The following is a 14,844-nucleotide window of genomic DNA, read 5'->3' as shown; positions in this document are numbered from 1 at the left end:
CGGTAAGCGCAGCGCCACCGGGCAACAGAGCTTACAGAAGCTCAGGATACTTCGTCATCTTCAGCGCCAGCTCAACGCCGCGCACTTCCGCCATCCCTTTAAGACGGCCAATCGCCGAATAGCCCGGGTTGGTTTTCTTACGCAGATCGTCCAGCATCTGGTGACCGTGATCCGGACGGAACGGAATAGGACGCACATCGCCCGCCTGCTTGCGACGCGCCTCTTCCGCCAGAATGGCGTCTACCACCGCCACCATATTCACATCGCCGCCCAGGTGCGCCGCCTCGTGGAAGGTTTTTGGATTCTCTTCGCGGCAGGTCGCGCGCAGATGCGTGAAGTGGATACGATCGCCGAAGGTTTCGATCATCTGCACCAGGTCGTTATCCGCACGCACGCCGTAGGAGCCGGTACACATGGTAAAGCCGTTATAGATGCTGTTTACCGTCTCTTTCAGCCACTGCATATCTTCAAGGGTGGAAACGATACGCGGCAGGCCGAGGATAGGACGCGGTGGATCGTCCGGATGCACGGCGAGGCGTACACCCGCCTCTTCTGCGACCGGCACGATAGCGCGCAGGAAGTACGCCATGTTTTCACGCAGCTGGTGCTTATCAATATCGCCGTATTCCGCCAGGCGCGCGCGGAACTGATCCAGGGTATACCCCTCTTCAGCCCCCGGCAGGCCCGCAATAATATTACGGGTCAGCTTTTCGATATCCGCGTCGCTGGCGGCGTTAAACCACGCAAGCGCCTGCTGCTGCTCTTCCGCGGTGTAATCCGCTTCGGCACCAGGGCGTTTCAGAATGTGCAGCTCGAATGCCGCAAAGGCAATCTGATCGAAACGCAGCGCTTTCGAGCCGTCCGGCATCTGGTATTCAAGGTCGGTGCGCGTCCAGTCGAGGATGGGCATAAAGTTATAGCAGACCGTATCAATGCCGCAGGTCGCCAGGTTGCGAATGCTCTGCTGATAGTTAGCAATCCAGGTCTGGTACTCACCGGAATGGGTTTTGATGTCTTCGTGAACCGGAATGCTTTCCACTACAGACCAGGTTAACCCCTTCTCCGCCAGCAGCGCCTGACGCTGTTGAATTTCTTCAACCGGCCATACCTGACCGTTTGGAATATGATGCAGCGCCGTGACGACACCCGTTGCGCCAGCCTGACGCACATCATCAAGAGAAACCGGATCGTTCGGCCCGTACCAACGCCAGGTTTGTTCCATTGCCTCACCCTCTTAAGTTGTTATACCAATATGCGTTACTGCAATGACGACTACCATACATGTTTACCGCTAAGGGTCAATATACCGCCACACATTGATTGATCAAACTCACAGAACGGGGATATTTACGGCTCACCAATTTTATTTGCTGTCATATAACTTTACACTGGCATTGTTAATTAATGGTTAATCAGGTGTGTATCTCATGAAGACAATTGCCTCCACCGCCCTTCCTGCCCACGTTCAGCAACCTCGCTACGATCGCACGCAGTTACGCTCCCGCATCGTCCATTTTGGCTTTGGTGCCTTTCACCGCGCGCACCAGGCTTTGTTAACAAACCGGGTGCTGAATGAAAAAGGCGGCGACTGGGGGATTTGTGAGATTAGCCTCTTCAGCGGCGACGTGCTGATGGGCCAGCTGCGCGCGCAGGATCACCTGTTCACCGTGCTGGAGAAAGGTGCAGAAGGCAATGAGGCGATTATCGTCGGTGCCGTTCATGAATGCCTGAACGCAAAGCTGGACTCTCTGCCCGCCATTATTGAGAAATTTTGCGAGCCTCAGGTCGCTATTGTGTCGCTCACCATCACGGAAAAAGGCTACTGCATCGATCCCGCGACCGGGAAACTCGATCTGCACAACGCCCGGATAATTCACGATCTTGAAACCCCCTCAGAGCCGCATTCCGCCCCCGGGATCCTGGTCGAAGCGCTTCACCGCCGCCGCGAGCGAGGCTTGCCTGCGTTTACCGTGCTTTCCTGCGACAATATCCCCGACAACGGGCACGTGGTGAAAAACGCGGTGCTGGGCATGGCGCAAAAGCGTTCCGCGGCGCTGTCAGAATGGATTGATAGCCACGTGAGCTTCCCGGGAACGATGGTCGACAGAATTGTTCCCGCTGCGACAGACGCCTCGCTGGCGGAAATCACCGACGCGCTCGGCGTTGAAGATCCGTGCGCCATCAGCTGTGAACCGTTTATTCAGTGGGTGGTGGAAGATAATTTTGTCGCCGGTCGTCCGGAGTGGGAAGTCGCGGGTGTCCAGATGGTGCAGGATGTTCTGCCCTGGGAGCAGATGAAACTGCGCATGCTCAACGGCAGCCACTCTTTCCTGGCATATCTGGGGTACCTCGCGGGCTACGCCCATATTAATGAATGCATGGAGGACGCTGCGTTCCGTGCAGCCGCCCGTCGGCTGATGCTGGACGAGCAGGCACCCACATTACGCATTAAGGATGTCGACCTCACCGCCTACGCCGATAGCCTGCTCGAGCGCTTTGCCAACCCGGCACTCCAGCATCGGACCTGGCAAATCGCGATGGACGGTAGCCAGAAGCTTCCGCAAAGAATGCTGGACGGGATCCGCGTTCATCTTGAGCGAAAAACACCGTGGCCGCTGCTGGCCCTGGGCGTGGCCGGCTGGATACGCTACGTCAGCGGCACCGACGACCGTGGCAACGCGATTGATGTTCGCGATCCCCTCAGCGAGAAAATCCGCACGATGGTCGTCGCCAGCAGCGACGCCGACCGCGTTAACGCCCTGCTGGGGCTGAGCGAGGTCTTTGGTCACGATCTCGCGCAAAACAGCGTGTTTGTAGAGGCGGTCAGCCAGGCATACCAGCGCATTACCCGCCACGGCGCACGTCAGGCTGTTATCGAAACGTTAAATATTTAACGATTATTGCGCTTAACGCGAACGGATGAGGCCTCCGTTCGCCCCTCCTCTTCTCACAGGTCACGTTTTTCGCCAGGATAGAGAGAACAGTGTTATAGCATCACAATTCTCTTTCGGAGCACACGTGACCAAAACCAACCTTATCACCGGTTTTCTCGGCAGCGGTAAAACCACCTCAATTCTCCACCTGCTGGCAAACAAAGATCCGGCCGAGAAATGGGCCGTGCTGGTCAATGAATTTGGCGAGGTGGGCATTGACGGCGCGTTGCTGTCATCCAGCGGCGCGATGATTAAAGAGATCCCCGGCGGGTGCATGTGCTGCGTCAATGGTCTGCCGATGCAGGTCGGGCTCAATACCCTGCTGCGTCAGGGCAAACCTGACCGCCTGCTGATCGAACCCACCGGGCTGGGTCACCCGAAGCAGATCCTCGATTTACTGACCGCGCCGGTTTACGAGCCGTGGATCGATCTGCGCGCCACCCTGTGCCTGCTCGATCCGCGTCAGCTTCTGGATGACAAGGCGGTGGCCAATGAGAACTTCCGCGATCAGCTCGCCTCGGCGGACGTTATCGTCGCCAATAAAGAAGATCGCGCCACGGCGGAAAGCCAGGCCGCGCTGGACGCGTGGTGGCAACATTTCGGCGGCAATCGCACGCGGGTGCAGACCACCCAGGGGAATATTGATAGCGCCCTGCTTGACCTTCCTCGTCTGAACCTCACCGAGCTGCCTGCCAGCGCCGATCATGCGCACAGTCATCCGGTTAAGCAGGGCCTGGCTGCCCTCAGCCTGCCGGAGCACCAGCGCTGGCGTCGTAACCTGAACAGCGGCCAGGGATATCAGGCCTGCGGATGGATTTTTGATGCTGAAACCGTTTTCGATACCATCGGGATCCTGGAGTGGGCCAGACTTGCTCCCGTCGATCGCGTGAAAGGGATCATGCGCACGCCGGACGGGCTGGTGCGGATCAACCGTCAGGGCGACGATTTCTTTATTGAAACCCAAAATGTGGCGCCGCCTGACAGCCGAATAGAGTTAATTAGTGCGGTTAACGCCGACTGGAATGCCCTCCAGTCCAGCCTGTTGAGGATTCGTTTAAGTTCGGGCGGCTAACGTTGCCCCAGTTTTCACTCTATGCAGAACGTTATGACAACTCGATTTCCCCTGATATTACTGCTTAATGTCGCCGGTCTGGCGCTTTTCTTCTCCTGGTATATCCCGGCGGATCATGGTTTCTGGTTCCCGCTGGATTCTGCCATTTTTCACTTCTTCAACCAGGAGCTGGTGAAGAGCAACGCGTTCCTGTGGCTGGTAGCAATTACCAACAACCGCGCCTTCGACGGCTTCTCGCTGCTGGCCATGGGCTGCCTGATGCTCTCTTTCTGGCTGAAAGAGGATAAAGCCGGGCGTCGGCGTATTCTCATTATCGGTCTGGTGATGCTGCTGTTTGCCGTCGTCATTAACCAGCTGGCAACCGCGATTATTCCGGTTAAGCGTTCAAGCCCAACGCTATTCTTCACCGATATTAATCGCGTCAGCGAACTGCTGCATATTCCAACAAAAGATGCGTCGAAGGACAGTTTCCCCGGCGATCACGGCATGATGCTGCTTATTTTTTCCGCAATTATGCTTCGCTATTTCGGCAGAAAAGCCTTTGCCATAGCCCTGATTATTTTTGTGGTTTTTGCCTTCCCGCGCGTAATGATTGGCGCCCACTGGTTCACCGATATTGCCGTCGGTTCGCTCTCCGTGGCGCTGATTGCGCTGCCGTGGTGTTTAATGACCCCGCTGAGCGACAGGATAATAGCGCTGTTCGATCGCTATCTTCCCGGTAAAGCGCAACAACAATTAAACAAATAACTAACCTAAATTAACGTGGGCTATCAGGGATCGACATGATCCCTGATAGCGTTCTCGCCGCGATCTTTCCCCGCTGTCATATTCTCGTCATCATATTCATGTTAAAAATGAAGCAATTGCATACTGGCGCAGCGGATCCGTCGCTATTTTGCGCAATTCTATGTTTTTACTTTCTGTATCACATTTTCTTATAAAAAAAAGGCTTTTTTTACTCGCAATACCCCTGGCAATCGGTTAATCTCGAACTCGTTTTGCCCCATAGAGATAATTATTTCCTTGGTGAATAATTTTGTGCGCTGTGCCACAAATGTGACCAGAAACAATTGTCTCAATGTGAACAGATAATTAGTCTCGTCACGTTTGGCATTTTTATAACGATATTTGTCGTTAAGGACTTCAAGGGATAATAAACAACATGGTCAAATCTCAACCGTTTCTGAGATATATCTTACGGGGGATCCCGGCGATAGCAGTCGCGGTACTGTTGTCTGCATGTAGTACATCGAACACCGCAAAGAATATGCATCCTGAGACGCGTGTTGTGGGAATGGAAGATTCCTCGTCACTGCAAGCCTCTCAGGATGAATTTGAAAATATGGTACGTAATCTGGACGTTAAGTCCCGTATTATGGACCAGTATGCAAGCTGGAAAGGCGTGCGCTATCGTCTTGGCGGCAGCACAAAAACAGGTATTGATTGTTCCGGTTTTGTACAGCGTACGTTCCGCGAGCAGTTTGGGTTAGATCTTCCGCGTTCAACCTATGAACAGCAGGAGATGGGCAAGTCGATTTCACGTACCAAACTGCGCACCGGTGATTTAGTCCTGTTCCGTGCCGGTTCTACAGGTCGACATGTTGGCATCTACATTGGTAATGACCAGTTTGTACATGCCTCCACCAGTAGCGGTGTGACCATTTCCAGCATGAATGAACCATACTGGAAGAAGCGCTATAACGAAGCACGCCGCGTACTGACCCGCAGTTAATATGACTATTGTATCGTTGGTTATCCCTTGGCTGACGATATGATGAAAAAAAGCACTGCTTCGGCAGTGTTTTTTTTTGCCCGTTACACTGAATACATCCAGCGGCATTTCAGGAATCACGACGTCTATGTTCACCCGCTACTTCTCCAGCAATCGCAAGATATTAATCCTCAGCATTATCACAGGCCTGATCGCCGCCCTGCTCCTGGGCTCGTTGCAATTTTTCTGGAGCTACCACAAGCGGGAAGTCAAATTCGACACCCTGATCCACGACGTGAGCAGCTATATGGAGAGCTATTTCGATGAGTTGAAAAACGCTGTCGATACCCTCCAGCCGCTCACGCTGAACAACTGCCACGACGTCAATCAGGAGCTTACCTCGCGCGCGGCCTTTAGCATTAATGTTCGCGCATTCCTGCTGGTCAGAGACAAAATGGCGTTCTGTTCTTCCGCCACCGGCCCGATGAATTTCCCGATGGAGGAGCTGATACCCGAGCTGCACATCGATAAGCAGATCGATATGGCGTTGCTTCCAGGCACCCCGATGTTGCCCAACAAGCCTGCCATCGCCATCTGGTACCGTAACCCGTTAGTGAAGGACGGCGGCGTGTTCACCTCGGTGAATCTCAATTTGACGCCTTACCTGCTCTACACCGCGCGCCAGGACGAATTCACAGGGATAGCCATCATCATTGGCGATCATGCGCTGTCAACGCGGTCCAGCACGCTGCTCAACGCGCATGACCTGGATGAAATCCCGGCCCGTACCGCGACGCTGAAAGACATTCCCCTGACCATAAACCTGTATGCGGACGCATGGACCAGCGATGAAATTCTCTACGCCCTGTTTTTCGGGCTGGTGTGCGGTATTTGTGCCGGATCGCTCAACTACTATATCCTCAGCATTCGGCTCAATCCGGGTAAAGAGATTTTAAGCGCCATTAAGCGCGGCCAGTTTTACGTGGTCTATCAGCCCGTCGTTGATGCCAAATCGCTCAAAATGACCGGCCTTGAAGTGCTGATGCGCTGGAAACACCCGACAATGGGGGAAATTCCGCCGGACGCGTTTATCAACTTCGCCGAAGCGCAGAAGCTGATCGTCCCGCTGACGCTGCATCTCTTTGACCTTATCATTCACGATGCCCCCGTGTTACAAACCCTGTTACCTCCGGGCGCAAAGGTGGGCATTAACATTGCGCCGGGGCATCTGCATGCGGAAAGCTTCAAGGACGATATGCGCACCTTCAAAGCGTTACTGCCCCCGGATTACTTCCAGATCGTGCTGGAAATTACCGAGCGCGACATGCTGAATCATCGGGAAGCCAACAGCCTCTTCGAATGGCTGCATAACGAAGGGTTTGAAATCGCCATTGATGATTTTGGCACCGGCCACAGCGCGCTGATTTATCTTGAGCATTTCACCATGGACTACCTCAAAATCGACCGTGGGTTTGTTAATGCGATAGGGACTGAGACGGTAACGTCACCGGTGCTGGATGCCGTGCTGACGCTGGCAAGACGGCTGAGTATGTTGACCGTCGCCGAAGGGGTGGAAACGCCGGAACAGGCCGCCTGGCTGCGCGAGCATGGCGTTAACTTCCTTCAGGGGTACTGGATTAGCCGCCCGATGCCGCTGGAACAGTTCCGCAAATGGCGTCCTGACGTTTCACCCGACGGTGAATAATTTCACATTGCCCGTGACGTCACTTATTATTCAGCTTAACCGAGCCGGTCTGTAAAAGAGGGAGCTGCCGCGAGATGCTTATGCGCTTTATGTTGCTGATGTTGGCATTAACGAGCCTGTCCAGCCAGGCGCAGGCCATCAAAGAAAATATCGCCTTCGCGGTGATTGGCGAGCCGAAATATGCGGTCAATTTCACGCACTTCGATTACGTTAACCCAGCCGCGCCGAAGGGTGGAAAGGTCACGCTTTCCGCTACCGGCACCTTCGACAACTTCAACCGCTTCGCCCTGCGCGGCGTGGCGGCCGCGCGGACGGAATCGCTTTACGATACGCTCTTTGTCACGTCTGATGACGAGCCCGGCAGCTACTATCCGCTGATTGCCGAGAACGTGCGTTACGCCGATAACTTCGCCTGGGCGGAAATCTCGCTGAACCCGCGGGCACGTTTTCATGACGGTACGCCGGTGAAGGCCAGCGACGTCGCCTTCACCTTCCATAAATTCATGACCGAAGGCGTCCCCCAGTTCCGCATCGTGTATAAAGGCGCATCCGTCAGAGCCATCGCACCGCTCACCGTGCGCATCGAGCTGAGCGAACCGAACAAGGAGAACATGCTTAGCCTGTTCTCTCTGCCGGTGATGCCTGAATCATTCTGGAAAAATCATAAGCTAAGCGACCCGCTTTCCACGCCGCCGCTGGCGGGCGGCCCATACCGCATCACCGACTGGCGCATGGGGCAATATGTCGTTTACTCTCGCGTTAAAGACTACTGGGCGGCCAACCTGCCGGTAAACCGCGGGCGCTGGAATTTCGACACCCTTCGCTATGATTACTACCTCGACGATAACGTGGCGTTTGAAGCGTTCAAAGCCGGCGCCTTCGATTTACGCGTAGAGAGCAGCGCCAAAAACTGGGCGACCCGCTATATCGGCAAAAATTTCGCAAAAGGCTATATCGTCAAAGACGAGCACAAAAATGAGTCTGCCCAGGACACCCGCTGGCTGGCGTTTAATATTCAGCGTCCGGTATTTAATGACCGCCGGGTGCGGGAAGCGATATCTCTGGCCTTTGATTTTGAGTGGATGAACAAAGCGCTGTTTTACGGGGCTTACAGCCGCGCCAACAGCTATTTTCAAAATACCGAGTACGCCGCGCGTGATTATCCGAAAGCCGACGAGCTGGTTCTGCTGGCACCGCTGAAAGCGGAGGTTCCGCCGCAGGTGTTCACCACCGTGTTTCAGCCGCCCGCCTCGAACGGGGACGGTTACGACCGCGACAACCTGCTCAAGGCCAGCAAGCTGCTGGATGACGCGGGCTGGCACCTGAAAAATCAAAAGCGTGTGGATGCCAAAACGGGTAAGCCTCTCAGCTTTGAGCTGCTGCTCTCGTCCGGGGGCAACGATCAGTGGGTACTGCCGTTCAAGCATAACCTTGAGCGGCTGGGCGTGACCATGAACATTCGCCAGGTCGATAACGCGCAGATAACGAGCCGCATGCGCAGCCGTGATTACGACATGATGCAGCGCCTGTGGCCCGCCCAGCCGTGGCCCAGCTCGGACCTGCAAATTTCCTGGGCCTCCAGCTACATCGACTCCTCATACAATGCGCCAGGGGTAAAAAGCCCGGCGATTGACGCGCTGATTGCGAAAATAGTGGCGGCGCAGGGGGATAAAGAAAAGCTCCTGCCGCTCGGGCGCGCCCTCGACAGGGTCTTAACCTGGAACTACTACATGCTGCCGATGTGGTATATGGGCGAAGATCGCCTGGCGCGCTGGGACAAGTTCTCCGTGCCCGCCGTGCGCCCTGTCTATTCCCTGGGCTTTGATACCTGGTGGTATGACGTTAACAAAGCCGCCAGACTTCCCGCTGAGCGGCGCTAAGGAATCATCATGGGTGCCTATCTTATACGTCGTCTCCTGCTGATCGTCCCCACCCTGTGGGCCATCATCACGATTAACTTTTTTATCGTGCAAATCGCCCCCGGCGGCCCGGTCGATCAGGCGATTGCCGCTATTGAATTTGGCAACAGCGGCGGCATGCCCGGCGGCGGCGAAGGGATGGGCGCGAGCCATGCGCGAACCGGCGTAGGGAATATCAGTGAAAGCCATTATCGCGGCGGCCGCGGGCTGGATCCGGAAGTGATCGCCGAGATCACCCACCGCTACGGCTTTGACAAACCGATTCACGAGCGCTATTTCAAAATGCTCTGGGATTACATCCGCTTTGATTTTGGCGATAGCCTGTTTCGCAGTGCCTCAGTGTTAACGTTGATCAAGCAAAGCCTGCCGGTGTCGATAACGCTGGGGCTGTGGGGAACGCTGATTATCTATCTGGTCTCTATACCGCTCGGGATCCGCAAAGCGGTGTATAACGGCAGCCGCTTCGATATCTGGAGCAGCACGTTCATCATCATCGGCTATGCCATTCCGGCGTTTCTGTTTGCCGTCCTGCTGATTGTCTTTTTTGCCGGGGGGAGTTATTTCGACCTCTTCCCGCTGCGGGGGCTGGTCTCCGCCGATTTCAGCTCCCTGCCGTGGTATCAGAAAATCACTGACTATCTCTGGCATATCACGCTGCCGGTGCTGGCAACGGTCATCGGCGGGTTTGCGGCCCTGACCATGTTGACCAAGAACGCCTTTCTCGATGAAATTCGTAAACAGTACGTCGTGACTGCCCGCGCCAAGGGCGTGAGCGAGAAGCAGATCATGTGGAAACACGTGTTCCGTAACGCCATGCTGCTGGTGATCGCCGGATTTCCGGCCACGTTCATCGGCATGTTTTTTACCGGCTCGCTGCTGATAGAGGTGATGTTCTCGCTCAACGGCCTGGGGCTGCTGGGCTATGAGGCTACCGTATCGCGCGATTATCCGGTGATGTTTGGCACACTCTATATTTTCACCCTGATTGGCCTGCTGCTGAATATCATCAGTGATATCAGCTATACGCTGGTCGATCCCCGAATCGATTTTGAGGGCCGCTGATGCCGCGTTTAAGCCCCGTCAACCAGGCCCGCTGGGCCCGTTTTCGCCACAACCGCCGCGGCTACTGGTCGCTGTGGATTTTTGCCGTGCTGTTTGCCTTAAGCATGTGTTCGGAGCTGATCGCCAACGACAAACCGTTGCTGGTGCATTTTAACGACCGCTGGTACGTGCCGGTTATCGCCAACTACAGCGAAAGCGACTTTGGCGGCCCGTTTGCGACACCGGCGGAGTATCAGGATCCGTGGCTTCGCCAGCAGATTGAGCAGCACGGCTGGGCACTCTGGGCGCCGGTGCGCTTTGGCGCAAACAGCATTAACTTCTCCACTACGACCCCCTTCCCTTCCCCGCCCTCCGCGCAAAACTGGCTGGGAACCGATGCGAACGGCGGCGACGTGCTGGCGCGCATCCTTTATGGCACGCGAATTTCTCTTCTTTTTGGGCTGATGCTGACGATCTTCTCAAGCGTGATGGGCGTCGTGGCGGGCGCCGTTCAGGGCTACTACGGCGGGAAAATCGACCTGTGGGGCCAGCGGGTTATTGAAGTCTGGTCAGGTATGCCAACGCTGTTTCTGATCATCCTGCTTTCCAGCGTGGTGCAGCCTGGCTTCTGGTGGCTGTTAGGCATCACCGTCCTGTTCGGCTGGATGGCGCTGGTGGGCGTGGTGCGGGCGGAGTTCTTGCGTACCCGTAATTTCGACTATATTCGCGCCGCGCAGGCGCTTGGCGTGAGCGACCGCGGGATCATCTTCCGCCATATGCTGCCCAACGCGGTGGTCGCAACGCTCACCTTCCTGCCGTTTATTCTGTGCAGTTCCATCACCACCCTCACCTCGCTGGATTTTCTTGGCTTTGGGCTACCGCTGGGTTCCCCGTCGCTCGGCGAACTGCTGCTGCAGGGCAAAAACAACCTGCAGGCACCGTGGTTAGGCATCGCCGCCTTTCTTTCCGTGGCCGTGCTGCTTTCGCTGCTGATTTTTATTGGCGAAGCCGTGCGCGATGCCTTCGATCCGAACAAGGCGGTATAAAATGACCCAGCCCCTTCTCAGTATTGATAACCTGTCGATTGCTTTTTCAACGCAGGGCGAGACGCGCACCGTGGTCACCGACCTGTCGCTGCAGATCCAGCCCGGGGAAACGCTGGCCCTGGTGGGCGAGTCGGGTTCAGGCAAGAGCGTTTCGGCACTCTCCATCCTGCGGCTGCTGCCTTCTCCGCCGGTGAGCTACCCGCAGGGAGATATTCTTTTTCACGGCAGTTCGCTGCTGCATGCCGACGAACATACCCTGCGCGGCATTCGCGGCAACAAAATCGCCATGATCTTCCAGGAGCCGATGGTTTCGCTTAACCCTCTGCACAGTCTTGAAAAACAGCTCTATGAAGTGCTCTCCCTGCATCGGGGGATGCGCAAAGAGGCCGCGCGGGGAGAAATTCTGGACTGTCTGGAGCGAACGGGCATACGTAACGCGGCCAAACGGCTGAACGATTTTCCGCACCAGCTCTCCGGGGGCGAACGCCAGCGCGTGATGATTGCCATGGCGCTGCTCACGCGCCCCGAGCTGTTGATTGCCGACGAGCCTACAACGGCGCTGGACGTGACGGTACAGGCGCAAATATTGACGCTGCTGCGGGAGCTGCGTGACGAGCTGAACATGAGCCTGCTGTTTATCACGCATAACCTGAGCATTGTAAGAAAGCTGGCCGACAGCGTCGCGGTGATGCAAAACGGACGGTGCGTTGAACAGAATACCGCGTCCACGCTGCTGAGCGCGCCGCAGCACCCCTATACGCAGCGTTTGCTCGACAGCGAACCCTCCGGCGACCCGGTTCCTCTCGCGGCTGACAGCACACCGCTGCTGCGCGTTGAGGATCTGTCCGTCTCGTTCCCGATCCGCAAAGGTATTCTGCGCCGCATTGTCGATCGGAACCCGGTGCTGAAAAACATCCGCTTCTCGCTGCGCCCGGGAGAATCCCTCGGGCTGGTGGGCGAATCCGGTTCGGGCAAAAGCACCACCGGTCTGGCGCTGCTGCGCTTAATTGCCTCTGAGGGCGAGATCCTCTTCGACGATATGCCGCTGCACCGCTGGAACCGCCGTCAGATGCTGCCCGTGCGGCCCCGCATGCAGGTGGTGTTTCAGGATCCTAACTCCTCGCTTAACCCACGGCTCAGCGTGTTACAGATTATCGAAGAGGGTCTGCGCGTGCATCAGCCCGGCCTGAGCGCTCAGCAGCGAGAGCAGGAAGTTATGCGGGTGATGGCCGAAGTAGGCTTAGACGCCGAGACCCGCCACCGCTATCCGGCTGAATTCTCCGGCGGACAGCGCCAGCGTATCGCCATTGCCCGCGCGCTGATCCTGAAACCGGAGCTGATTATTCTGGATGAACCGACGTCGTCGCTGGACAGAACCGTTCAGGCGCAGATCCTGGCCCTGCTGAAAGGGCTTCAGGAAAAGCACCGGCTGGCCTATATCTTTATCAGCCACGATCTACAGGTGGTGCGGGCGCTATGCCATCAGGTGATTGTGTTGCGACAGGGAGAAGTGGTCGAGCAGGGTGAGTGCCAGCGCGTATTTAGCGCGCCAACGCAGCGCTACACGCGCCAGCTGTTATCGGCAGACTAGCGGTCAGAAGGGATACTGGCCGGAGAAAGGCTCAGCGATGGCAACGCCAAAATTCTTCAGACGGCAGGTGGCGGCAAACTCGTCCTGGCTTTTCACAAACAGGCACGGCTCACCTTCACACTCCAGTACGGAGCTGTCCACTTCGATATCCGTCAGGGCCTGACTGAGACGCTCCATCACCCGCCATGCATTTTCGTCGCTCGGGCTCAGCAGCTTGAGCGCGACCAGGCAGTTTTCGCAGCCCGCGACGCTTTGCGGAATCGGTTCAACTTTCGAACCTGCAAAACCCGCCGACCAGCGATAGCTCTGGGGCAAGCGATGGACAATGGAGAGTTGTAATGTATTCACGTTCGTTCCCCGGAAGCAAAATTTACTTCACAATTTATTTACATTTATAGTAACACATCATCGCCAGCCTGCACTATTCAGCGCTTTTTTATCTATTTCCAGGCTCGCGTCGGCGCTATATGTACCCGTTTCTGCGATCTAACTCAACCTTTTTGAATACAATGATGTGACTTTTTACACAAATAGATTTTACATAAAATAAACAAACACGGAATAAACGAACGGGGGTTTGGTTGATATGCATCAACAAAAAAGGCCCTGTCGGGCCTTCTCTGTGTTTTAGTGGGCCGCTTTTCGCGGTCGACTGGCGTAAAGATAGAAGAGTATCGAGCTGGTTGCGCAAAAAGCCATCGCCCACAGCATGGGCCATGCCGTCGTAAAGGTAGCCATCGAAAGCAACGCGCCAACGATAGCGCCGATGCCGAAGCGGAACGTCCCCGCCAGGGACGATGCGGTGCCCGCCATGTGCGGAAACTCATCCAGGATCACCGCCATCGCATTAGATGACACCATCGACACGCAGCCGACAAAGGCCGCCACGCCAACCACCAGCGCCCAGAAGCCCACGCCCAGAAACGCGCTCACCACCAGCCAGATAGCCATCACAAACTGGATCCACAGCCCGGCGCGGAACATGTTCAGCGCCCCCACCCGCCGGACAAAACGGCTGTTGATGATGGTCATGATGAACAGGAAGACGATGTTAAGCGCAAAGTAGTAGCCGAAGTGCTGCGGCGAAACGTGGTTCAGCTCGATGTAGACAAACGGCCCGGCGCTCAGGAAGGAGAACATCCCGGCGAAGCTGAACCCGCTTGCCAGCATATAGCTGAGCACGCGCTTGTGGCGAAACAGCGAGGCAAAGTTGCCGATTGTGGTTCGGATGTGGAATTTCTGACGGCGCTCGACAGGGAGCGTTTCATCAATAAAGAAGAAGATCATCGCGGAGGCCAGCAGCGCGGCCAGGGCCAGGATCCAGAAAATCACGTGCCAGCTAAACCACACCAGCACCGCACCACCGGCCATGGGTGCCACCAGCGGCGCAATCGTCGTCACCAGCATCACGAACGACATCATCCGGGAGAACTCTTCCTTCGGGTAGATATCGCGCATCAGGGCGTTAATCACCACGCTTGCCGCTGCCGCCGCCAGACCGTGGAAGAAGCGCATGACAATCAGATGATCGATGGTCTGCGCCAGCGCACAGGCCACCGCTGCGGCCGCAAAGACCAGCGTCCCGCCCAGAATGACGGGCTTGCGTCCAAGGCTGTCCGCCATCGGGCCATAAAACAGCTGGCCGAGGGCAAAGCCGAGAATATAGGTGCTGAGCGTCATCTGCGCGCTGCCCGCCGGGACGCCAAACTGTGCAGAAATTACCGGCAGCGCAGGCAGGTACATATCAATAGACAGCGGCATCAGCATGGCCAGCAGGCCAAGAATGAAGACGATTTTGAACGACGAGTGTGGCCTGGTGGTCACAG

12 protein-coding genes are annotated in these 14,844 nt (G+C 56.1%); 9 read left to right on the top strand and 3 right to left on the bottom strand.

All coding sequences use genetic code 11. The features are described 5' to 3' along the window. Nucleotides 1-31: 31 nt before the first annotated feature. Nucleotides 32-1,222, bottom strand: coding sequence for a mannonate dehydratase (gene uxuA, locus V4835_RS08145; RefSeq protein ID WP_063143771.1), 1,191 nt, complete (start codon nucleotides 1,220-1,222; stop codon nucleotides 32-34). A 205-nt stretch (nucleotides 1,223-1,427) separates the two neighbouring features. Here uxuA and V4835_RS08140 point away from each other — a divergent pair, with 205 nt between their 5' ends. The 9 genes from V4835_RS08140 (at nucleotide 1,428) to yejF (ending at nucleotide 13,018) form a co-directional block, all read left to right on the top strand. Then, a complete protein-coding gene (locus V4835_RS08140) occupies nucleotides 1,428-2,894 on the top strand; it encodes a mannitol dehydrogenase family protein (protein WP_331411877.1) in 1,467 nt (488 codons plus the stop codon). Nucleotides 2,895-3,018: 124 nt separating this feature from the next. Further along, nucleotides 3,019-4,005, top strand: coding sequence for a CobW family GTP-binding protein (locus V4835_RS08135; RefSeq protein ID WP_063143769.1), 987 nt, complete (start codon nucleotides 3,019-3,021; stop codon nucleotides 4,003-4,005). Between the two features lie 33 nt (nucleotides 4,006-4,038). Next, nucleotides 4,039-4,752: a phosphatase PAP2 family protein gene (locus V4835_RS08130; protein WP_331411876.1), complete on the top strand. Its 714-nt coding sequence runs from the start codon at nucleotides 4,039-4,041 to the stop codon at nucleotides 4,750-4,752. 415 nt (nucleotides 4,753-5,167) lie between these two features. Next, nucleotides 5,168-5,737 (top strand): bifunctional murein DD-endopeptidase/murein LD-carboxypeptidase, encoded by a 570-nt coding sequence (gene mepS, locus V4835_RS08125; protein WP_047346578.1) that lies wholly within the window; start codon nucleotides 5,168-5,170, stop codon nucleotides 5,735-5,737. Between the two features lie 127 nt (nucleotides 5,738-5,864). Further along, nucleotides 5,865-7,421: a cyclic di-GMP phosphodiesterase gene (locus tag V4835_RS08120; protein WP_331411875.1), complete on the top strand. Its 1,557-nt coding sequence runs from the start codon at nucleotides 5,865-5,867 to the stop codon at nucleotides 7,419-7,421. Nucleotides 7,422-7,495: 74 nt separating this feature from the next. Continuing rightward, a complete protein-coding gene (locus V4835_RS08115) occupies nucleotides 7,496-9,301 on the top strand; it encodes an extracellular solute-binding protein (protein WP_331411874.1) in 1,806 nt (601 codons plus the stop codon). A gap of 9 nt (nucleotides 9,302-9,310) precedes the next feature. Continuing rightward, the gene (locus V4835_RS08110; RefSeq protein ID WP_331411873.1) at nucleotides 9,311-10,402 is read left to right on the top strand and encodes a microcin C ABC transporter permease YejB; all 1,092 of its coding nucleotides are present in this window, start codon (nucleotides 9,311-9,313) and stop codon (nucleotides 10,400-10,402) included. Then, nucleotides 10,402-11,427, top strand: coding sequence for an ABC transporter permease (locus V4835_RS08105; protein ID WP_032641492.1), 1,026 nt, complete (start codon nucleotides 10,402-10,404; stop codon nucleotides 11,425-11,427). The genes V4835_RS08110 and V4835_RS08105 overlap by 1 nt, the downstream gene beginning before the upstream one ends. A 1-nt stretch (nucleotide 11,428) precedes the next feature. Beyond that, on the top strand, nucleotides 11,429-13,018 hold the full coding sequence (gene yejF, locus V4835_RS08100; protein ID WP_331411872.1) for a microcin C ABC transporter ATP-binding protein YejF: 1,590 nt from the start codon (nucleotides 11,429-11,431) through the stop codon (nucleotides 13,016-13,018). 3 nt (nucleotides 13,019-13,021) lie between these two features. Here yejF and V4835_RS08095 read toward each other — a convergent pair whose 3' ends face one another. Further along, nucleotides 13,022-13,366 (bottom strand): YejG family protein, encoded by a 345-nt coding sequence (locus V4835_RS08095; protein ID WP_028013883.1) that lies wholly within the window; start codon nucleotides 13,364-13,366, stop codon nucleotides 13,022-13,024. Nucleotides 13,367-13,645: 279 nt separating this feature from the next. Then, nucleotides 13,646-14,842, bottom strand: a complete 1,197-nt coding sequence (locus V4835_RS08090; RefSeq protein WP_045402783.1) for a Bcr/CflA family multidrug efflux MFS transporter — start codon at nucleotides 14,840-14,842, stop codon at nucleotides 13,646-13,648. Between the last annotated feature and the right edge of the window lie 2 nt (nucleotides 14,843-14,844).

The sequence above is a fragment of the Enterobacter cloacae complex sp. CARB60 genome (genome assembly GCF_036487345.1).
GTDB lineage: Bacteria > Pseudomonadota > Gammaproteobacteria > Enterobacterales > Enterobacteriaceae > Enterobacter > Enterobacter asburiae_D.
The sequence above is the reverse complement of the archived record's forward strand: the minus strand, read 5'-3'. Positions and strand labels throughout refer to the sequence as shown.

What these genes read in the sequence shown, in the direction of transcription:
- V4835_RS08105 (WP_032641492.1), top strand. Translation starts at nt 10,402, where the DNA reads ATGCCGCGTTTAAGCCCCGTCAACCAGGCCCGCTGGGCCCGTTTTCGC.
- V4835_RS08140 (WP_331411877.1), top strand. Translation starts at nt 1,428, where the DNA reads ATGAAGACAATTGCCTCCACCGCCCTTCCTGCCCACGTTCAGCAACCT.
- V4835_RS08110 (WP_331411873.1), top strand. Translation starts at nt 9,311, where the DNA reads ATGGGTGCCTATCTTATACGTCGTCTCCTGCTGATCGTCCCCACCCTG.
- uxuA (WP_063143771.1), bottom strand. Translation starts at nt 1,222, where the DNA reads ATGGAACAAACCTGGCGTTGGTACGGGCCGAACGATCCGGTTTCTCTT.
- V4835_RS08120 (WP_331411875.1), top strand. Translation starts at nt 5,865, where the DNA reads ATGTTCACCCGCTACTTCTCCAGCAATCGCAAGATATTAATCCTCAGC.
- yejF (WP_331411872.1), top strand. Translation starts at nt 11,429, where the DNA reads ATGACCCAGCCCCTTCTCAGTATTGATAACCTGTCGATTGCTTTTTCA.
- V4835_RS08130 (WP_331411876.1), top strand. Translation starts at nt 4,039, where the DNA reads ATGACAACTCGATTTCCCCTGATATTACTGCTTAATGTCGCCGGTCTG.
- mepS (WP_047346578.1), top strand. Translation starts at nt 5,168, where the DNA reads ATGGTCAAATCTCAACCGTTTCTGAGATATATCTTACGGGGGATCCCG.
- V4835_RS08115 (WP_331411874.1), top strand. Translation starts at nt 7,496, where the DNA reads ATGCTTATGCGCTTTATGTTGCTGATGTTGGCATTAACGAGCCTGTCC.